Raw genomic sequence first — 17,785 nt, forward strand, 5'->3', positions numbered from 1 at the left:
CGGGATGACGAGGCGGATGCTCGAACACCAGTGCAGTCTCCAGCTTCGCGCATCGGGCGGGGTAATGCTTCGCGTCGACTCATCGTTCGGTCCCCGCGGCGAGGCGTCCTGCCGCGTGGAGCAGGCGCAGGGCGGCGCAGGCGGCGCCGTAGCCGTTGTCGATGTTGACCACCGTGATGCCCGGCGCGCAGCTCGCCAGCACGGCGTCGAGGGCGGCGCGCCCGCCCGCGGCGACCCCGTAGCCCACGGAGGTCGGGACGGCGATCACCGCGCCCGCCACGAGGCCGCCGACGACGCTGGGCAGGGCCGCGTCCATCCCGGCGGCGACGATCACCACCGAATGCGCGCGGATCTCCTCGATCCGCGACGTCAGCCGCCACAGGCCGGCGACGCCGACATCGGCGAAGAGCGAGGCGGCCCGGCCGGCATAGGCCAGCACCCGCAGGGCCTCGCGGGCGACGGGGACGTCCGAGGTGCCGGCCGCCACCACGGCGACGCGGGCCGGGCCCGCGACATGCGGCGCCTCGCCGAACACCGCCGTGCGCGAGACCGGGCAGTAGTCGAGCCGCGCCGCGTCCCGCAACCGGTCGCGCTTCTCCGGGTCGAGGCGGGTGAGGAGGAGCGAGGCGCCGCGCGCCTGGGCGGCCTCCAGGATCGCGTCGATCTGCTCGGGACTCTTGCCGGCGCAGAAGATCGCCTCCTCCAGGCCGATCCGTTCGGACCGGGCGAAATCGAGGGTGAATTCGTCCGCGACGCTCACGACCGGGCCTCTCCCTGCGGTACCAGGAAGGCGCTGCCGACCCGGTAGGGGGCGAACCGGACGAGGCCGGCGAGACGCGCCGGCGCGATGTCCCGGATGCCCGCCCCGAGCTTCTCGCGATCCTCCGCAGCCAGTGCCGCGAGGCTCGCCGGATCGAGTTCCACCACCACGCCCTCGGCGCGCACCCGGCACCGGACCGCGCGCTTGGCGCCGCTGTCCGCATCCAGCGCCCCGCCGACCAGCCGCTCGACGGCGTGGATGAAGCCCAGGGTCTCCGGCTCGATCGGGATGCCGGTCTCGACCCGGCTGGACAGGCAGGGTGCCGCCGGCAGTTCCGCCACCGTCCCGAGGCCCAGGTCGCGGGCGAGCGCCCGCACGGCCGCCTTGTCGAAGCCCGCCTCCACGTAGGGGTGGCGCACGCCATGCTCCCGGGCGGCGTCGAGGCCGGGGCGGTACTCGCCGAGGTCGTCGCGGTTGGCGCCCGACAGGATCTGGCGGTCGGTGACCTGCCGGACCGCACCGTACAGGTTGGTCTTGCAGAAGAAGCAGCGGTTGACCGGGTTCGCCCGGTAGGCCGGATCGGCGAACTCGCCGGCCTCGATGACCCGCAGGTCCCAGCCCTCGCGGGCGCCCTCGGCGCGGACGCGCGCGGTCGCCTCCTCCGGCACGGCCGGCGAGACCGCGTGGACCATCAGGGCCGCGCCCGGCGCCAGCCGGTGGGCGAAGGTGGCGAGCGTCAGGCTGTCGACCCCGCCGCTCACCGCGACCGAGACGGGCCCAAGCCCCGATAGGACGGTTTCGAGATGCTGGCGCGTCACCGCTCCTCCTGCTCCTGTTCCAGCGCGCGCTGCTCGGCCTCGCGGCGCAGGGCGGCCCGGGCCGCGTGGCCCGGATGGTCGCGGGCGTCGTCGGCCTCGGCCTTGGCGGTGCGCCCGCCCGGCCGCGCCACGACCTTCACGCGAACGGACCGGCCGTCGTGCTCGACCCTGCGGGCCGCGCGGTCGAGCACCGCGCCCTCCACGTGGTGGTAACGCAGGCCGATCGTGGTGGTCTCCCGGAAGCAGGCCGCGATCGCCGCCTCCAGGCTCTCCGGCCGTACGAGGGCCTGGACGCGGGCCATCATCCGGCCCTTCTTGCCGAGGACCGGCGCCTGCACGACGTCGAGCACGCCGGGCTCCGACCGCAGCCGGTCGAGCCCCATGGCGAGGTCCTCGCCCGACTGGTCGTCGATCTCGAAGGCGATCACCGCAAGGTCCCGCCGGCCCGGACCGGTGGAGCCACCGTCCTCCACCACCAGGGCGCGCAGGCAGTTGCTCAGGCCCGGCAGGACCTTCGTGCCGAAGCCGATGCCGGTGCGCCCCAGGATCCCCCGGGGGCGTCCCCGACCGGGATCGTCGCCGCAGAGATGGCGCAGGATCGCCGCGCCGGTAGGGGTGACGCGTTCGCCGGGGATGCCGTCATCGAGGGTCGCGAACCCTTCGAGCAGCAGCGCCGTCGCGGGCGCCGGGACGGGGAGGGGGCCGTGCTGGGTCCGAACCCGGCCGGAGCCGAGGGGCAGGGCCGAGACGCTCCAGCTCCGCGCCTCCAGCACGGCGATCAGGTGGGCGGCGGCCACGATGTCGGCGATCGAGTCGAAGGCGCCGACCTCGTGGAACGCCACCGCCGCCACGGCGATGCCGTGGACCCGCGCCTCGGCGGCGGCCAAGTGGCCGAAGATGCCGAGCGCGTGCGCCCGGACGGCAGGCGCGAGATCCGCCGCCGCCAGCAGGGCGCGGATCTCCGCCCAGGGCCGGTGGCCGTGCTCATGACGATGCTGATGACCGGGCTCACCGCCGTGATCGTGGTGGTGGGGATGGTGGTGGGCATGGACGTGGTTGTCATCGTGGACGTGATCGTGGGCATGGTCGTGGTGCCCGTGGTGATCCCGCGCGGGACGCGGGTGGTCGTGCCGGTGCGGTCCGCGGTCGGCTTCGGGGCTCGAGACGGCGAAACGTGAGCCGCGCAGGATGCCGTCGTTGTGATCCTGCACCGCACAGGCGATGCGCGCATCGACCGCCCGGACGCTCGCGCGCACGCCCTCCCGGTGCTCGGGAAAGGCGTCCAGCAGCGCGGCGGCGAACATGTCGCCGGCGACGCCTCCGAGCGCGTCGAGGTGGATGTGCATCGTCTGTCAGGCGGCCCGGACGGGAAGGAAGATCCGGCTCAGATCGGCCGATTCACGCCCGAGGCAAGGTTCGCCAGGCGACTCACGGGGCGGCCATGCCGCGGCGTATCGCCCGCCGCCCTCAGGAGAGCTGCAGGTAGGCCGGATCGAACAGCCCGCGCTCCATCAGCCCGTCGAGGTCGCGGATGGTCAGGCGCCGGCTGCGCAGGGCGACGAGGCCGCTGGTGCGCAGCTCCTTGAGGGTGCGGTTGATGTGCACGCTCGTCTGGCCGAGGGCGTCGGCGAGATCCGGCTGGGTCACCGGCATCGGCAGCGAGGTCCCGTCCGCCAGCCCGACCCGGGCGAGCCGCAGGTGCAGCTCGCAGAACAGGTGGGCGAGCCGCTCGATCGCCGAGCGCCGGCCGACGCTGGCGATCCACTCCCGGTGGATCGCCAGGGTGGCGAGCATCTCCCGCCACAGGCATTCCTCGACCGCCGGCCGGCCGCGGATCGCGTCGCCGATCTGGTCCGGCGTGATGCGCGCGACGGTGACCGGGGTGAGTGCCCCGATGGCGTGATCCATCCGCGCGCGGCGGAACACGAAGGGATCGCACAGGTCGCCGGGCAGGAGCAGCGCGACGATCGCCCGCCGCCCGTCCGGGAACTGCTTGTACCGGCAGGCCCAGCCGTCGAGGATCAGGTGCGTGTGGTACGGGTCGCTCTGCTGCCCCTCGATGTCCTGACGGGCCGCGACGTGGCGGACATGCTGGCGCGCGAGGCCGTCGAGCAGCGCGCGGTCCTCGGGCGCGAGCCGGACATGCTGCTCCATCTTCCGGACGAACGGGTTATCCACGCCCGCCTCCGGTCAAAGCGCGGCCGCGCCGGCGTGCTGCGAACCGAACCGCCTCACGCCGCGGCCCCCATGACCCGCAGGGGATGGACCATCGGGGCACGAACGGCCGGCACGGAAAGCCCGACCACGTTCCGCCTGCCGGGATGCGGCCACAAGGCCCCGGCCTTGCCACCGGCCCGCAGGACGGCATCACCAGCGGTATCGTTGAAGGAGCGAGCCACGGATATTTCTATCAGGCAAGGAGCAGCGATCTTTCGAACACCGAAGTTCGGATCTTCTTGACCGGCTTGTGCCTGGACCGAAAAAACGCGCGCCAACCTGTGTTAGTTCGCCTCGTCCGGCCGTGAGCCGGAGGCGGGACAAGTCTCGCACCCGCCCGAAATCGGGCCCGCGAGCCCTCGGTTGCTTGGCAGAGGCGCCGAAACCCTGCGGGCGCGCGGCAGAGCAGCCATGACAGCCTGATCCCGGGCGGTGACCGGCGGCCGGACCAGGATGGGAGACCTCAGGAGCCTGGTCCCCGTTCCGCCACCGGGGCGACGCCGCGCAGGCGCCCTATTCCGCGGCGGCGCCCACCGTGTCGGCCATGCGGGCCCGGCGGGTGCCGAGGGGCTGCGGCTCACCGACGGTGGTGTCCTCGGCGGTCTGGTGCTCCATCTCGGCATTCACCTGGGCGCCGACCAGCACGATCATGGTCGAGAGCCAGATCCAGGTCATGAAACCGATCGCCGCGCCGAGCGAGCCGTAGGTCTTGTTGTAGCTGCCGAAATGGGCGACGTACCAGGAGAACAGCAGCGAGGCGGCGATCCACAGCACGGCCGCCAGGGCGCCGCCCGGCGTGACCCAGCGCCAGCGGGGCGCGTCCCGGCTGGGCCCGTAGCGGTAGAGCAGGGCGAGCCCGAGCAGCACAGCCACCAGCAGGGCAGGCCAGCGCAGCAGCGTCAGCCACCACGCGTCCGTGCCGAGGCCGATATACGAGAGCACCACCGGCAGGACGACGACTGCCGACAGCGCCAGGATGAGGAACAGCAGCGCACCCGCGGTGAAGCCGAGGGAGACGAGGTTGAGCACCACGAAGTTGCGCTTCTCGCGCTCGTTGTAGACGAGGTTGAGCGCGTCGAAGACGTGCTTCACGCCACCATTGGCGCTCCAGACCGACAGGACGATGCCGACGAGCAGGCTGAAGCCGAGGGTGGTGTTGCCCTGCTCGTTCAGGCGCTTGACCTGATCGCCGACGATCTCCAGCGCCCCCTGCGGCAGGATGCCCTGGAGGCTGGCGAGCTGGTCGTTGATGGTCGAGGCGTCGGCCACGAGGCCGTAGCAGGAGACCAGGGCCGCCACCGCGGGGAAGATCGCCAGCAGCGTGAAGAAGGTCACCCCGGCCGCGATCAGCGACAGGCGGTTCTCGCCGATGTCGTGGTAGGTGCGCAGCGCGATGTCCTTCCAGCCCTTGGCGGGGATCTCGGTCGGCCCCGAGGCGGCGCGCCCGCGATCGGTCTGGGTCCGGGCGACCGCGTGGGCCTCGCCGCCCGCGTGCGAGGGCGAGGGCCGGCGTGCGCCGTCGCGTTCGGGCGCCCCGGCCCGCCGCTCGGCCGGCCGGGCGGCCCGGCGCGGCAAGGCGACGAGGCCGATCAGCGCGGTGGCGAGCGCCAGCGTCCAGACGGCGGAGGCCTGGTCCTGCGAAGCCCGTCCCTGCGGGCCGGCGGCCTCGGGGCGGATCGGGTCGGGGGTTGGCATCGGCGGACCTCGGCGGACAGGCGGACGGGCTCGGGGCGGCGTTCGGAGGTCCGCGGGCAGACATGTCCGGTTCGCCGCAGCTGCCAGGGGGAACGCCACTTCCCGCGCCGCGGTTCGCTGTGGAGTTGCAAGACGAGACGGAGACCCGGCATGGCGGGACGGGACGGCGGCACGGTGGTGATCACCGGGGCTTCGAGCGGCATCGGCCGGGCCGCCGCCGAGGCCTTCGCGGCGAGGGGCGCCCGGGTGGTCCTGGCGGCGCGCCGGGCGGAGGTGCTCGACGGGATCGTCCGGGACCTGCGCGCATCGGGGGCGCGGGCGCTGGCGGTCCCCACCGACGTCACGGATCCGGCGGCGGTCGACGCCCTGGCCCGCGCCGCGATCGACGCCTTCGGGGCCATCGACGTCTGGATCAACAACGCCGGGGTCGGCGTCTTCGGCCCCCTGCTCGACGCGCCGCTCGACCTGCACCGGCGGACGATCGCGGTGAACCTGCTGGGCGCGCTCCACGGCGCCTACGCGGTGCTGCCGCACTTCCTCGACCGCGGCCGGGGCACGCTGATCAACACGGTCTCCATGGGCGGCTGGGCGCCGACACCCTTCGCGGCCGCCTACACGGCGAGCAAGTTCGGCCTGCGCGGCTTCTCGGCGAGCCTGCGCCAGGAACTCGCCCGGCACCGGCACGTCCACGTCTGCGCGGTGTTCCCGGCGATCGTCGACACGCCGGGACTGGAGCACGGCGCCAACGTCACCGGCAAGCGGCTCAATCCCGGCCACCTGTACTACGCGCCCGAGGCCGTGGCCGAGACCTATCTCCGCCTCGTGCGGCACCCGCGGGACGAGGTCGCGGTGGGCTGGCCGGCCCGCCTCGCGCAGGTGGGCTACGCGCTGGCCCCGTACCCGACCGAGCATCTCATGGGCCTGGGATTCCGGCTCGCCCTCGACCGGGCCGATCCGGGCCCGCGCACCCACGGCGCCCTGCGCGATCCGGTCGCGCGGGGGACGGGGACGGACGGGGGCTGGCGCGCGCGCAAGGGCGTGCCGTCCGCCGGGACCCTGAGTGCGGGCCTCGCCGCCGCCGCGGCCGGCGCGGCCGTGCTCGCGGGGGTCGCGGCGGCGCGGCGATACGGCACCCGGGGCTGAGGCGCCTTCCGCGATAGGGCTAACCCATGTTGCGGCATGGGGGTTCGGGGCGGGCGACAACCGGTGCCATGGGGCCACCGGCCCGCCCGCCGACGACCGGACCTGCATGCCCGCCACAGAAGGCCCATCCCTCCTCGATCCCGCCGAGACCTTGGCCGATGACTTCGCCGAAGACCTCGCGGAGGAGTCCGGCGAGGACGGCCGGCACGGCCTGCCGGAGGCGGTGCGCGCCCATCTCGGGACGCTGCTCGGCCGTGCCTACGAGCAGATCGGCCCGGCGCCCGGGACCGCCGCGGAGCGCTTTGCCGAGCTGCTGGCCCGCCTCGACGTCGCCCTGGTGCAGGCCGAGGGCGAGCGGGACGCGACTTTCCGGGCGGGCCTGCTGGAGGTGGTGCCGGCCCTGCACCGGTTCGCCGTCTCGCTGACCCGCGACCCGGCGGCGGCCGACGACCTCGTGCAGGACACGCTACTGCGCGGCTGGCGCGGGCGGGGCGGCTTCACCCCCGGGACCAACCTGGAGGCGTGGCTGTTCACGATCCTGCGCAACGTGTTCTACAGCCAGCACCGCAAGCACGGCCGCGAGGTCGCCGACACCGACGGCAACCATGCCGAGCGGCTCACCAGCATCCCCGAGCAGGGCGGCCACCTCGACCTGCAGGACGTGCGCGCCGCCCTCGACCGGCTCGCCCCGGTGATGCGGGAGGCGCTCGTCCTCGTGGCGATCGAGAACCTGAGCTACGAGGAGGCCGCGGCTGTGATGAACTGCCGGATCGGCACCGTGAAGAGCCGCGTCTGGCGCGCCCGCGAGCAGCTCGCCCGCATGCTCGGCTACAGCGGATCCGAGATCGGCAACGACGGCGTCATGCTCTCGGTGACCGGGGCCACGGCCTGAGCAGGAGCGATTTTCCACGTCGGAGAGGCAAAATCGGCATTTCTATACCGGTATTCCGGGCCGAATTTGACTTAGGTGAAAGCGCCCAGGCTGCTCCCGGGCGACATACGGGCGGGTTGGGTCGATCCGTCGGCTCGGCTCGGCTCCCGTCGGTGTGACATCCCCCCGATCCACCGGCGGGAGCCCCTTCCGAGGCATAGACCGCGGGTTCAGCGCGAGGCGCCGCCCTTCCGGTCGGCGTCGAGCTGGCGCAGCAGTTCCGCCAGCCGCGGGTCCAGAGCCTCGTCGATCACCGGATCGTACAGCGCCCGCAAGGTCTGGCCGAGGCGCAGGCGCGTCGGCCCGTCGAGGACCGGGCCGCCCGCGACCGGCACCACCCGCAGGGGCGTCGGTGTGCCGCCGTGATTCGCTCGGGCTGCAGGTCTCGGGGCGGCGCGCTGGTGTTCGGGCTGAGGCATGCCCCTTACATCGGCCGGCGCCCGCGCGACGGCAACCGCCCGGACGCGCCGCACGTCACGCGTCGTCCTCGGGGGCGAACACCTCGCCCTCCTCGGCCAGCACGGTGTCGGCCTCGTCGCGGGCCAGTTGATCACCGGGCCCGTCGGCGGGATCGGACCGGCCCGCGGCCCGCGCCACGCCGCGCTCCCAGCCGGGCGACAGGACCTCGCCCCGGGCAGCGAGGATCTGGCCGGCCCGGCGGCAGACCCGGTCCCAGTCCGCCGGCTGCATCGTCGGGAAGGCGGTCCCGAGGCCGAGGTCGGTCCCGGCCTGCGCCGCGGCCTCGGCCCATCCGGGTTGTGGAGAGGAGGGGTCGGTCATGGTCGTGCGGCCTCCGGACATGTGGGCGGTGACATAGGGCGTGCAGCCCTTTCTGTAGCCCTTAGCGCAGCCCGTGCGCGGCGATCTCCTCCGGGACCAGGCCGGCCGCGTCCTGTCGCGCCAGGATGGCGTCGAGCGGGATCGGGCGGCCGCCCCAGGCATCGACGCCGACATCGCAGGAGCGGGTGGTGTCGGGGAGCCGGCCGTGGCTGTGCCCGTAGAGGTGGCGCGTCTCCCGCCACAGGCCCGGCCAGGCGCGATGCGCGTAGTGCGACAGGAACAGGCGGTGCGCCCGCCCCGCGGCATCCGCGACCGAGAGGCGGAGACTCTCCACCGGGGGCTCCGCCCAGGGCAGGTCCAGCACGCGGTTGGAGTCATGATTGCCCCGGACCAGATGCTTCGCGCCGTTCAGCCGGGCGAAGATGGCCGCGCAATGGGCGCGACTCGCATGCGCGGCGAAGTCGCCGAGGTGCCAGACGACGTCTTCCGGGCCGACCACGGCGTTCCAGCCGGCCACCAGCGCCTCGTCGTGGGCCGCGACGTCGCCGTACCGGTCCGCGCGGTGGCGCAGGATGTGCGGGTCGCCGAAATGCGTGTCCGCGGTGAAGAAGGTCGCCATGTCGCCGAGACTCGCCCCCGGGCTTGCATCCGCACGAGACCGCCGCGGCAGGCCGCGCGGTTCCGAACCGAGGTGGTCCCACCCGCGTCCCGAGCAAGGCCGCGCGGCATCCTGACCCCGGACCGCGCCCCGGGGCCCGCGCTATGATCCGTCGCCGACGGGGCTCTGCGGGTCGGGAGTCGCGTCGGGACCGCCCTCGGGGGAACGCCGCTCAACCTCCCGGATCCCAGGAACCCCGCCGGACGAATCCCACGTCGGACAGGCTTCACGGCGATGCTCGATCCCGCGATCTACGCGCATCTTCTGGACGCGGCCGGCGCGCACCCGGTCCTGCGGGCCGCCCTCGTCGAGGCCGGCCCGATCGTGATCGCGCCGCCGGCGAGCGGCCCCGTCGCCGACCGCCTGTTCGTGGAGGTGGTCAACCAGCAGTTGTCCACCCGGGCCGCCGCGGCGATCTGGACGCGGATCGAGGCCGCGGCCGCGACGGCCGCCACCACTCCCCGCGGCCTGTTCGAGACCGGCGACGCGGATCTGCTGCGGGCCTGCGGCATCTCGGGAAACAAGATCCGCGCTCTCCAGGCCATCGTTGCCGCGGAGGCGGCGGGCCTGCTCGGGCCTGACCTCGCCGGGCTGCCGCACCGGGAGCGCGCGGCGCGCCTGTGCGGCATCCGCGGCGTCGGTCCCTGGACCGCCGACATGGTCGGCATCTTCCATTTCCACGATCCGGACATCTGGCCGGAGGGGGACGTGGCGGCGGTGGGCTGCCTGCGCCGGCTCACCGGCCGGACGGACACGAACGCCGTGGCGGGCGCCTTCGCGCCGTACCGGTCGATCCTGGCGCGCTACCTCTGGCACATCAAGGACCGGCCCGCGGCGATGGCCGAGCCCGCGCCCCCGAGCCGGAGCCCGGACGGGGCGGCGGAAACCGGGTGACGGGCGGGCGGGGATCGGCTATCGGTCGGCGCCTCCCGGGCCCGTAGCTCAATGGTTAGAGCCGGCCGCTCATAACGGTCTGGTTGCAGGTTCGAGTCCTGCCGGGCCCACCACCCGATCCTGCCGGGACTCGGAACGTGGTCCAGCGCCGATCGCGGCGCCGTCTATCGGATCCGCAGGTACAATTCTAATCAACAGACGGCCACTCGCGTCACGATAAAGTGATGCTCTACAGACGATACCCCGGCTGGAACTCACAACAGAGGTAGTCAGTCAGGACTTGCTGGACGGAAGAGATAGATACGCAATATCCACTGACGGCAGACACGTTGTCGCGGCGCCGCGTTTCGCCTACCGTGCTTTGATCCTGACCTAAGGATCCGTCGATGCACGTCTTTTCGAGTCTTGACGATTATATGCTGCATCTCACGGGCGCCATTGCCGGCCGCCACGCGTTCTTCGACAAGTTCGTCGTCAAGTTCCTCGATCTCGAGAGCATCAGGCTCCTGCCTCTGATCATCGTTTTGATCTATCTCTGGTATCGCGGCGACGAGAAGGTTTCCGCCCGGACGACGGCGTTCGAAGCCGCGGGCGGCATGTTCCTGGCCGTCGTGGTTTCGCGTCTGGTCCAGAATTTCTCCCCGTTGCGGCTCCGCCCCCTGCACGGCGGCGATCCTGCCTTCGTGGCTCCGATCGGAACGAACATGGGGACGCTCGAACACTGGAGTTCCTTCCCGAGCGATCACGCCGCGCTCAGCTTTGCCCTGTCGACGGCGCTCTGGCTTCTCGCCTGGCCGCTCGGGGCGCTCGCCTACGCTTGGTCGGTGCTGGTCGTCTGCCTTCCGCGCATCTACGCGGGCTATCACTACGCGAGCGATGTTTTGGGCGGGGCCCTGATCGGCGTCGTCGTGGCCGTGTGCGTGCGGCGGCTGCTTCCCAGCAAGGCCGCCGCGGCCCGGGCGAGCAACGTGGCCGCCCATTATCCTGGACTCTTCAATGCGGGATTGTTCATCCTGGCCTATTTCTTCGCGACCATGTTCCATGATGTCCGGGCGGCAGCCCACGGCTTGTTCCAATAGGCCCGGGACGCCCTGTTTCCGGAGCGGGCATGCTGAGGCGGGATGTCGGCCCCGCACCCGCGACGCGACATGCCATAGCGACGAACTGGCCCTGCGGTGATGATCGGCAGTCGTCCGAACTCTCGTTCTCGTCGCCGGCAGATCAGCGGGACGCATCCAGATGCCCACGGCAGATCGCGGATGCGTGCGGCGTCGATCTGGTGCCGCCGGTGGTTCGCGTGCGTGCAGAACGCCAGCAGGTCATCTGCTCCCGTCCATCCCCCGATCTTCGGCGCTGCACTGATCGCGGTAGCCTCCGGACCGCGGTCCGGACGGAAAGCCTGTAACGTAGGTTGGAATTGATGGAGAACCGGCGCACCGACCGTGGGTTGGCCTGATGAGAGCACCGCACGGAGGGGTGGATTGCCCCGCTTCTTCTTCGACATCCACGACGGCCAGTTCCTGCCAGACACCGATGGGACCGAGTGCGCGGATCTGGATGCGGCGCGCCGGGGGCGATGATCAGCCTGCCGGAGATCGCGCGCTGGATCATCCCCCGCGACGGCGACAACCAGGCCTTCACCGTGCTGGTCCGCGACGAGGGTGGAACGGTCGTCTACACCGCGACCCTGACCTTCGCGGGCCTGAGGCTCGACGGCGCGGCCGTCGCCGAACCCAGTCCGGCCGGGTAGCGGCCGCGGAGACCGGCCGCCGCGCGCCTCGACTGCTTGCCTCGAACAGGAAGCCGCCGCCGGCGTTGCCTCGTTGTCGCCCCCGAGAGGCGGCACGAGGAGCACGCGAGGGCACGCAGATGAAGACGTGGATACCGATCTTGGCCGCCGGCCTCCTGGCAACGGGCTCCCTGGCAACTGACTCCGCGGCGCTGGCCGCCGAGGGAACCCGCCCGGCCGGCGGCGATGCCGCGCACGGCGCCCGCATGCAGGGGTCGCCGAACGCGGCCGGCTATACCGGGACGAGCGACACGACCGGCTCGACCAAGGCTGGGGCCCCGGGCCCGGAGATGCCGAACCAGGACGGCCGGATGAAGGGGCCGCCCAACGCGGCCGGGTTCCAGCAGGGCGGCGGCGCCAGCGGCGGAGCGTCCGGCGCCGCGGGCAGCCGCTGATCCCGACGCGAGGCCGGCGCCCGCTTGAACCTGCGCGCCGGCCTTGCCAGAGGCCGAGGCGCTTGAGCCGATAGGCCCATCCGGCAGCCGCGACGGCTGCGCCACGAGGACGATCCATGAAGCACGGCGCCCGCAACGACATCCCCGCCACGGTGACGGCGATCAAGCGTGGGGACGTGATGGCCCAGGTCGAGGTGGAACTCGTCGGCACCACCTATCGCATGGCGTCGGTGATGACGCTCGACTCGCTGGAAGCGCTGCGGCTCAAGGAGGGCGATACCGTCCACGTGCTCGCGAAGGCGGTGAACGTGCTGCTCGTGAAGCCGTAGCGGCGGCACGGGATTCGCACGGGCGGCTCCGCGGGGCCCGCCCTCCGCCTTGGCGGATCGGTCATCCAGCCGTCATCGGGCTGGCCTAGGGCGGCGCCTCCCGCCCGAGCCACCCGATGCACTGACTGGACAGCGCCCCCATGGATTGGTTTGACCCGCCCGAAGACGCCTCCCCGTCGGCGGCCGACGCGAGCCGGATGCGGCTCTACATCGCCGCGAGTCTGTTCGGCATCGGGGCCCTCGGCATGGTCGGGGGCTTCCTGCACATCCTCCCCGCCTGAGGGCGGCCCCGTCAGGCTGCACGATCCGCCACCGGCTCGGGGAATCCGGCGCTCCGGTGGCCGGCCGCCGGACTGGCCCGGCCGAAGCGCGCGTAGAGCGCCGGCAGCACCAGCAGAGTCAGCAGGGTCGCGCTGATCAGGCCGCCGATCACCACGGTGGCGAGCGGCCGCTGGACCTCCGCGCCCGTGCCGGTGGCGAGCGCCATCGGCACGAAGCCCAGGGAGGCGACCAGGGCGGTCATCGCCACGGGCCGCAGCCGGGTGAGGGCGCCCTCCCGGATCGCGTCCCGCAGCGGCCGGCCTTCGGCCACCAGCTGCTTGATGAAGGTCAGCATCACGAGGCCGTTGAGCACCGCCACGCCCGAGAGGGCGATGAAGCCGACCGCTGCCGGCACCGACAGCGGCATCCCGCGCAGCCACAGGGCCGCGATGCCGCCGGTGAGGGCTAGCGGGACCGCGCTGAACACGAGGAGTGCGTCCCGCGCGCCGCCCAGAGCCGAGGAGAGCAGCAGGAAGATCAGGACGAAGCAGATCGGCACCACCACCGCGAGGCGCGCCTGGGCCGAGGCGAGGTTCTCGAACTGCCCGCCCCAGGTCACGGAGGCGCCCGCCGGCAGGGTCACCTGATCGGCGACCTTCCTTTGAGCCTCCGCCACCAGCGAGCCGATGTCGCGGCCCCGGACGTTGGCGGTGACCACCACCCGGCGGCGGCCGTTCTCGCGGCTGATCTGGTTCGGCCCCTCGCTGATCGAGAACTGCGCCACCTGCCGGAGCAGCACGGAGGCTGCCCGGCCGTTCGGCCCCGGGGGGAGGGGGACGGGCAGGTTCTCCAGGGCTTCCCGGTCCTCGCGGACCTGATCGGTCAGGCGCACCACGATCGGCACGCGCCGGTCGCCCTCGAACACGAATCCGGCGTCCCGGCCGCCCATGGCGGCGCCGATCACGTCCTGGATGGCCCCGGTGCTCAGGCCCAGCCGCGCCGCCTCGGCCCGGTCGATCCGGATCTCGAAGACCGGCAGCCCGGCGATCTGCTCGACCTTCACGTCGTCGGCGCCGGGGATCCCGCGCAGGATCGCGGCGATCCGGTTGGCGGTCTCCAGCATCGGCTCGAAGGCCTCGCCGAACACCTTCACGGCGAGGTCGCCCCGCGTCCCGGCGAGCAGTTCGTTGAAGCGCAGCTGGATCGGCTGGGAGAACTCGTAGACGTTGCCGGCGAGTTCGCCCAAGGCCGCCTCGATCTGCTCCTGCAGCGCGGCCTTCGACAGGCTCGGGTCGGGCCACTCCGCCTGCGGCTTGAGCATCACGAACGTGTCGGAGGAGTTCGGCGGCATCGGGTCAGTGGCGACCTCGGCGGTGCCGGTCTTCGAGAACACGTAGGCGACCTGCGGGAATTTCGCGATGGCCCGCTCGACCTTGAGCTGCATCGCCTGCGACTGGGTGAGGGAGGTCGACGGGATCCGGGTGGCGTTGAGCGCGATGCTCTTCTCGTCGAGTTGCGGGATGAACTCGGTCCCGAGCCGCCCGGCGAGGACGCCGGCGCCCGCGAGGAGCAGCAGCGCCACCCCCACGAACGGCGCGGGCGCGCGGATCGCGGCGGCCAGCACCGGCCGGTAGAGCGCCTTCAGGCCCCGGATCAGGGGGTTCTCCGCCTCGGTGACCCGGCCGGTGAGGGCGACGGCGATCAGGGCCGGCACGAAGGTCAGCGACAGCACGAAGGCCGCCGCCAGGGCGAGGATGACGGTCAGCGCCATCGGCTGGAACATCTTGCCCTCGACCCCCGTGAAGGTCAGGAGCGGGACGTAGACCAGGATGATGATCGCCTGCCCGTAGAGGGACGGCTTGATCATCTCCTCGGCCGACGCCCGCACCGTCTCCAGGCGCTCCTCCAGGGTAAGCGCCCGCCCGGTCGCGTGCTGCCGCTCGGCGAGGTGGCGGAGCGCATTCTCGGTGATGATCACCGCACCGTCGACGATGAGGCCGAAATCGAGCGCCCCGAGGCTCATCAGGTTGGCCGAGATCTTCCCTTCGACCATGCCGGTCACGGTCATCAGCATGGCGACCGGGATCACCAGCGCGGCGATCAGCGCCGCCCGGATGTTGCCCAGCAGCAGGAACAGGACGACGATGACGAGGCCCGCGCCCTCCGCGAGGTTCCTGGCGACCGTGCGGATCGTGGCCTCGACGAGCTGCCGCCGGTCGAGCACCGTCTGGACCACGATGCCGGGGGGCAGCGCGCGCCGAATCTGGTCCAGCCGGGCGTCGACCGCGGCCGCCACCGTGCGGCTGTTCTCCCCGATCCGCATCAGGGCGGTGCCGATGACCGTCTCCTGCCCGTTCTCGCTGGCCGAGCCGGTGCGCAGGTCGCGCCCCACTCGCACCGTAGCGACGTCGCGGATCCGTACCGGCACGCCGCCGCGGCTCGCCACGACGACGTCGGCGATCGCCTCCGGGCTCTCCAGGCGGCCGGCGGCGCGCACCACGTAGCTCTCGCCGTTATCCTCCAGGTAGCGGGCGCCCTGGTTGGCGTTGTTGGCCTGGAGTGCCCGGGCGACGTCCGCGAAGGAGAGGTCCAGGGCGGTCAGCTTCGTCGGGTCGGGCTGGACGTGGTACTGCTTCTCGAAGCCGCCGATCCTGTCGACGCCCGCCACCCCCGGCACCGCCTTGATCTGCGGCCGGATGATCCAGTCCTGGACCGTGCGCAGGTAGGCGACCTGCTCCAGCTCCGACCCGAGATCCTGGCCCTCCGGGGTTCGGTAGCGCCCGTCCGGCTGCCAGCCCGGCTGTCCCGCCGGCACCGTCGTGCGCTCACGCGGGGGCGCGTACTGCACCGACCACATGGTGATCTCGCCGAGCCCCGTGGAGATCGGCCCCATTCGCGGCTCGACCCCGGGGGGCAGGTCCTCCCGCACCTGGGCGAGGCGCTCGGCGACCTGCTGGCGGGCGAAGTAGATGTCGAGGGTCTCGGCGAAGACCGCGGTGACTTGCGAGAAGCCGTTGCGCGAGAGCGAGCGCGTGTAGTCGAGGCCCTTGATGCCGGCGAGCGCGGTCTCGACCGGGTAGGTGACCTGCCGCTCGACGTCGACCGGCGAGAGCGACGGGGCCAGGGTGTTGATCTGCACCTGGTTGTTGGTGATGTCGGGCACCGCGTCGATGGGCAGCTTCGTGAGCGCGACGGCGCCGAAGCTGGATGCCAGCAGCACGAGGAGCAGCACCAGCCAGCGCTGGCGGACCGAGACGGCGAGGATACGGCTGATCATGGCGCGATCCTCAATGGTCGTGGTCGGCATCGGCCTTGCCGAGCTCGGCCTTCAGCACAAACGCGTTGGCGACCGCGATCTCGGCGCCCGCCGCGAGGCCCGCGGTGACTTCGTAGGCCTCGTCGTCGGACCGGCCGAGGGTGACCGGCCGCTTCTCGAAGCCGTCCGGATTGCGCACGAAGACGACGCTCCGGCCCGCGATCGTCTGGACGGCCGCCTTGGGGATCCGGACCGGGACCGCGTCCTGGGCGATCTCGACCTCGGCGGTGACGAAGGTGCCGGGCCGCCACGCGAGGTCCGGGTTCGGCAAGGCGACCACCACCCGGGCCGAGCGTGTGTCGGGGTTGAGGAAGGGGCTGACGAAGATCACGCGCCCGTCCGCCCGGCGCTCCGTCTCGCCCGTCCGGCCGGGCGTGACCGTGACGCGGGCGCCCTCCCGCACCTGGGCGAGGTCGAGGGTCGGCACCGACAGCTCGATCCAGACCGTGGAGAGGTCCGCCACCGTGTAGAGGTCCGCCGGGTCGCCCTCCTTGCCGACCGCGGTGCCGACATCGACCTTGCGCTCGACGATGCGGCCGGTGAGCGGCGCCCGCAGGGGGTAGCGGCGCAGGCTCGACTGGTTGGGCGTGGCCTCGTCGCGCTTCTGGGCGGCCGCCACCTCTGCCGCGTCGAGGCCGAGCGCCGACAGCTTCTGGCGGACGAGGTCGACGCGCAGCCGGTTCTCCAAATAGGCGGCGCGCGCGGTCTCGAAGGCGGCCTCCGAGGCGCTGCGCGAGGCCAGGAGCTTCTGCTGGCGCTCGAAATTGATCGTCTGCAGCTCGGCCTGAACCTGGGCGGTGAGGAATTCGCTCTTCGCGTCGGCGACCTCGCGGCTGTCGAGGACGGCGACGACCTCGTCCTTCTGGACGGCGTCGCCGAGGCGCTTGCGCATCTCGGCCACGGTGCCGACCACCCGGGCGGGGACCCGGGCGATCCGGTCGGTGTCGGGGGTGATGGTGCCGGGCACCAGGAGGTGGCGCGCCAGCGTGCCGCCCGCCACCGTCCGGGTGACGATGTCCTGGCCCTCCACCTGATCGGGCCGCATGCGGATCACGCCCGCGTCGCGGGCCTCCCCCGCGCCGTCCGGGTGGTCGTGATCATGGCCACGCTCTTGGTCGTGGCCGGCGCCCGCAGGCCGGTCCGGCCCGGCGGCGTGCTTGTGGTCTAGGCCATCGCGCGGGGCCGGGACGAGACCGGACGCCGCGAGCGCGTGCCGGAGGAGGTCGGGCAGGGCGGGGACTGCAGCGCCGAGGGTGATGCCGGCGGCCAGGAAGGCCACGGACAGGAGGGCCGCGGACAGGAGGATGCGCATGGGGAAGCTGCTCGGCCGGGACGGCGGGCTGCCGCGCGCGGCGGCCTCCGGGGTCCCGTTCAGGTGTCGTGTGCGGGTGGGCCCGGAGCCGATTCCGGCGACCGGGCGGAACGCGCGCCCTCAGGCGGCGTCAGCGCCCGTGCGCGGGGGCCGGGGCAGCCGGTCGGGCGCGACGGAGGGCCGGCCTTGCGCGAGGGCGGCGGGCAGCGGTCGGCCCGGAACGGACGGAGGCGCGACCTCGGCCGCCTCCAGGCGCGCGGCCTGATGGCAGCCGCAATGCAGGTGCTCGCCGAGGCCGGGATCGACGTCCCCGGGCGCGGCCGGCGCACCGAGGGTCGGTCCGTCGGTCCGGGCATGATGGCTGCCGGCGTGAAAGGTCAGATCCGCCGCGAGGCCGGCGCCGGGCGGCGCGACGGCCAGCGCCAGGACGAACGCCAGGACGAGCGCGAGCACGCGGGCGGCGATCGCCCACCAGCCCCGCGCACGC

General features: G+C 72.8%; 18 protein-coding genes, 1 tRNA gene and 1 pseudogene. 9 read left to right on the forward strand and 11 right to left on the reverse strand.

All coding sequences use genetic code 11. The features are described 5' to 3' along the window. Positions 1 to 79: 79 nt before the first annotated feature. From larB to ACLBX9_RS00280, 5 genes are all read right to left on the reverse strand, one after another. A complete protein-coding gene (gene larB / locus ACLBX9_RS00260; protein ID WP_447717505.1) occupies positions 80 to 760 on the reverse strand; it encodes a nickel pincer cofactor biosynthesis protein LarB in 681 nt (226 codons plus the stop codon). Then, positions 757 to 1,578, reverse strand: a complete 822-nt coding sequence (locus ACLBX9_RS00265; RefSeq protein WP_447717506.1) for an adenine nucleotide alpha hydrolase — start codon at positions 1,576 to 1,578, stop codon at positions 757 to 759. The genes larB and ACLBX9_RS00265 overlap by 4 nt, the downstream gene beginning before the upstream one ends. Next, on the reverse strand, positions 1,575 to 2,924 hold the full coding sequence (locus ACLBX9_RS00270) for a LarC family nickel insertion protein (RefSeq protein WP_447717507.1): 1,350 nt from the start codon (positions 2,922 to 2,924) through the stop codon (positions 1,575 to 1,577). The genes ACLBX9_RS00265 and ACLBX9_RS00270 overlap by 4 nt, the downstream gene beginning before the upstream one ends. Before the next feature lie 121 nt (positions 2,925 to 3,045). Beyond that, entirely contained in the window at positions 3,046 to 3,756 is a 711-nt protein-coding gene (locus tag ACLBX9_RS00275) for a Crp/Fnr family transcriptional regulator (RefSeq protein WP_039894523.1), read from the reverse strand. Between the two features lie 552 nt (positions 3,757 to 4,308). Further along, complete coding sequence (locus tag ACLBX9_RS00280; protein ID WP_010686610.1) at positions 4,309 to 5,490, reverse strand: YihY/virulence factor BrkB family protein; 1,182 nt, start codon at positions 5,488 to 5,490, stop codon at positions 4,309 to 4,311. A gap of 150 nt (positions 5,491 to 5,640) precedes the next feature. On the opposite strand from ACLBX9_RS00280, the gene ACLBX9_RS00285 reads away from it, so the two are divergent. Beyond that, the gene (locus ACLBX9_RS00285) at positions 5,641 to 6,633 is read left to right on the forward strand and encodes an SDR family oxidoreductase (protein ID WP_010686611.1); all 993 of its coding nucleotides are present in this window, start codon (positions 5,641 to 5,643) and stop codon (positions 6,631 to 6,633) included. Positions 6,634 to 6,739: 106 nt separating this feature from the next. Then, positions 6,740 to 7,525, forward strand: a complete 786-nt coding sequence (locus ACLBX9_RS00290; protein ID WP_010686612.1) for a sigma-70 family RNA polymerase sigma factor — start codon at positions 6,740 to 6,742, stop codon at positions 7,523 to 7,525. 209 nt (positions 7,526 to 7,734) lie between these two features. On the opposite strand, the gene ACLBX9_RS00295 is transcribed toward ACLBX9_RS00290, so the two are convergent. The 3 genes from ACLBX9_RS00295 to ACLBX9_RS00305 all read right to left on the reverse strand — a co-directional run bounded on the left by ACLBX9_RS00295 (position 7,735) and on the right by ACLBX9_RS00305 (position 8,963). Beyond that, positions 7,735 to 7,983 carry a hypothetical protein gene (locus ACLBX9_RS00295; RefSeq protein ID WP_039894525.1) on the reverse strand — a complete coding sequence of 83 codons (249 nt, stop codon included), beginning with the start codon at positions 7,981 to 7,983 and terminating at the stop codon, positions 7,735 to 7,737. Positions 7,984 to 8,038: 55 nt separating this feature from the next. Further along, positions 8,039 to 8,344 (reverse strand): hypothetical protein, encoded by a 306-nt coding sequence (locus ACLBX9_RS00300; RefSeq protein WP_447717508.1) that lies wholly within the window; start codon positions 8,342 to 8,344, stop codon positions 8,039 to 8,041. A gap of 61 nt (positions 8,345 to 8,405) precedes the next feature. Further along, positions 8,406 to 8,963 carry a metallophosphoesterase gene (locus ACLBX9_RS00305; protein WP_010686615.1) on the reverse strand — a complete coding sequence of 186 codons (558 nt, stop codon included), beginning with the start codon at positions 8,961 to 8,963 and terminating at the stop codon, positions 8,406 to 8,408. A 273-nt stretch (positions 8,964 to 9,236) separates the two neighbouring features. On the opposite strand from ACLBX9_RS00305, the gene ACLBX9_RS00310 reads away from it, so the two are divergent. From ACLBX9_RS00310 to ACLBX9_RS00340, 7 genes and pseudogenes are all read left to right on the forward strand, one after another. After that, the gene (locus tag ACLBX9_RS00310) at positions 9,237 to 9,896 is read left to right on the forward strand and encodes a DNA-3-methyladenine glycosylase family protein (protein ID WP_447717509.1); all 660 of its coding nucleotides are present in this window, start codon (positions 9,237 to 9,239) and stop codon (positions 9,894 to 9,896) included. Between the two features lie 37 nt (positions 9,897 to 9,933). Then, positions 9,934 to 10,009 (forward strand) — tRNA-Ile (locus tag ACLBX9_RS00315). 273 nt (positions 10,010 to 10,282) lie between these two features. Next, positions 10,283 to 10,975, forward strand: coding sequence for a phosphatase PAP2 family protein (locus ACLBX9_RS00320; protein ID WP_447717510.1), 693 nt, complete (start codon positions 10,283 to 10,285; stop codon positions 10,973 to 10,975). Positions 10,976 to 11,377: 402 nt separating this feature from the next. Then, positions 11,378 to 11,646: pseudogene (locus ACLBX9_RS00325) on the forward strand (DUF6894 family protein). 119 nt (positions 11,647 to 11,765) lie between these two features. Then, a complete protein-coding gene (locus ACLBX9_RS00330; RefSeq protein ID WP_010686619.1) occupies positions 11,766 to 12,080 on the forward strand; it encodes a hypothetical protein in 315 nt (104 codons plus the stop codon). 116 nt (positions 12,081 to 12,196) lie between these two features. Next, positions 12,197 to 12,409, forward strand: a complete 213-nt coding sequence (locus ACLBX9_RS00335; RefSeq protein ID WP_010686620.1) for a TOBE domain-containing protein — start codon at positions 12,197 to 12,199, stop codon at positions 12,407 to 12,409. A gap of 140 nt (positions 12,410 to 12,549) precedes the next feature. Then, positions 12,550 to 12,690: a hypothetical protein gene (locus tag ACLBX9_RS00340; protein ID WP_010686621.1), complete on the forward strand. Its 141-nt coding sequence runs from the start codon at positions 12,550 to 12,552 to the stop codon at positions 12,688 to 12,690. Between the two features lie 11 nt (positions 12,691 to 12,701). Here the strand turns inward: ACLBX9_RS00340 and ACLBX9_RS00345 are convergent, their stop codons facing one another. From ACLBX9_RS00345 to ACLBX9_RS00355, 3 genes are all read right to left on the reverse strand, one after another. Continuing rightward, the gene (locus ACLBX9_RS00345) at positions 12,702 to 15,947 is read right to left on the reverse strand and encodes an efflux RND transporter permease subunit (RefSeq protein WP_447717511.1); all 3,246 of its coding nucleotides are present in this window, start codon (positions 15,945 to 15,947) and stop codon (positions 12,702 to 12,704) included. 10 nt (positions 15,948 to 15,957) lie between these two features. Beyond that, a complete protein-coding gene (locus ACLBX9_RS00350; protein ID WP_447717512.1) occupies positions 15,958 to 17,298 on the reverse strand; it encodes an efflux RND transporter periplasmic adaptor subunit in 1,341 nt (446 codons plus the stop codon). Between the two features lie 120 nt (positions 17,299 to 17,418). Further along, positions 17,419 to 17,751 carry a hypothetical protein gene (locus ACLBX9_RS00355; RefSeq protein ID WP_447717513.1) on the reverse strand — a complete coding sequence of 111 codons (333 nt, stop codon included), beginning with the start codon at positions 17,749 to 17,751 and terminating at the stop codon, positions 17,419 to 17,421. Positions 17,752 to 17,785: the final 34 nt, after the last annotated feature.

The sequence above is a fragment of the Methylobacterium sp. A49B genome (assembly GCF_053346215.1).

Bases quoted from the DNA above. Each gene is read 5' to 3' on its own strand.
- ACLBX9_RS00340 (WP_010686621.1), top strand. From the start codon at position 12,550: ATGGATTGGTTTGACCCGCCCGAAGACGCCTCCCCGTCGGCGGCCGAC.
- ACLBX9_RS00310 (WP_447717509.1), top strand. From the start codon at position 9,237: ATGCTCGATCCCGCGATCTACGCGCATCTTCTGGACGCGGCCGGCGCG.
- ACLBX9_RS00285 (WP_010686611.1), top strand. From the start codon at position 5,641: ATGGCGGGACGGGACGGCGGCACGGTGGTGATCACCGGGGCTTCGAGC.
- ACLBX9_RS00270 (WP_447717507.1), bottom strand. From the start codon at position 2,924: ATGCACATCCACCTCGACGCGCTCGGAGGCGTCGCCGGCGACATGTTC.
- ACLBX9_RS00350 (WP_447717512.1), bottom strand. From the start codon at position 17,298: ATGCGCATCCTCCTGTCCGCGGCCCTCCTGTCCGTGGCCTTCCTGGCC.
- ACLBX9_RS00320 (WP_447717510.1), top strand. From the start codon at position 10,283: ATGCACGTCTTTTCGAGTCTTGACGATTATATGCTGCATCTCACGGGC.
- ACLBX9_RS00305 (WP_010686615.1), bottom strand. From the start codon at position 8,963: ATGGCGACCTTCTTCACCGCGGACACGCATTTCGGCGACCCGCACATC.
- ACLBX9_RS00330 (WP_010686619.1), top strand. From the start codon at position 11,766: ATGAAGACGTGGATACCGATCTTGGCCGCCGGCCTCCTGGCAACGGGC.
- ACLBX9_RS00345 (WP_447717511.1), bottom strand. From the start codon at position 15,947: ATGATCAGCCGTATCCTCGCCGTCTCGGTCCGCCAGCGCTGGCTGGTG.
- ACLBX9_RS00300 (WP_447717508.1), bottom strand. From the start codon at position 8,344: ATGACCGACCCCTCCTCTCCACAACCCGGATGGGCCGAGGCCGCGGCG.
- ACLBX9_RS00280 (WP_010686610.1), bottom strand. From the start codon at position 5,490: ATGCCAACCCCCGACCCGATCCGCCCCGAGGCCGCCGGCCCGCAGGGA.
- ACLBX9_RS00295 (WP_039894525.1), bottom strand. From the start codon at position 7,983: ATGCCTCAGCCCGAACACCAGCGCGCCGCCCCGAGACCTGCAGCCCGA.
- ACLBX9_RS00290 (WP_010686612.1), top strand. From the start codon at position 6,740: ATGCCCGCCACAGAAGGCCCATCCCTCCTCGATCCCGCCGAGACCTTG.
- ACLBX9_RS00335 (WP_010686620.1), top strand. From the start codon at position 12,197: ATGAAGCACGGCGCCCGCAACGACATCCCCGCCACGGTGACGGCGATC.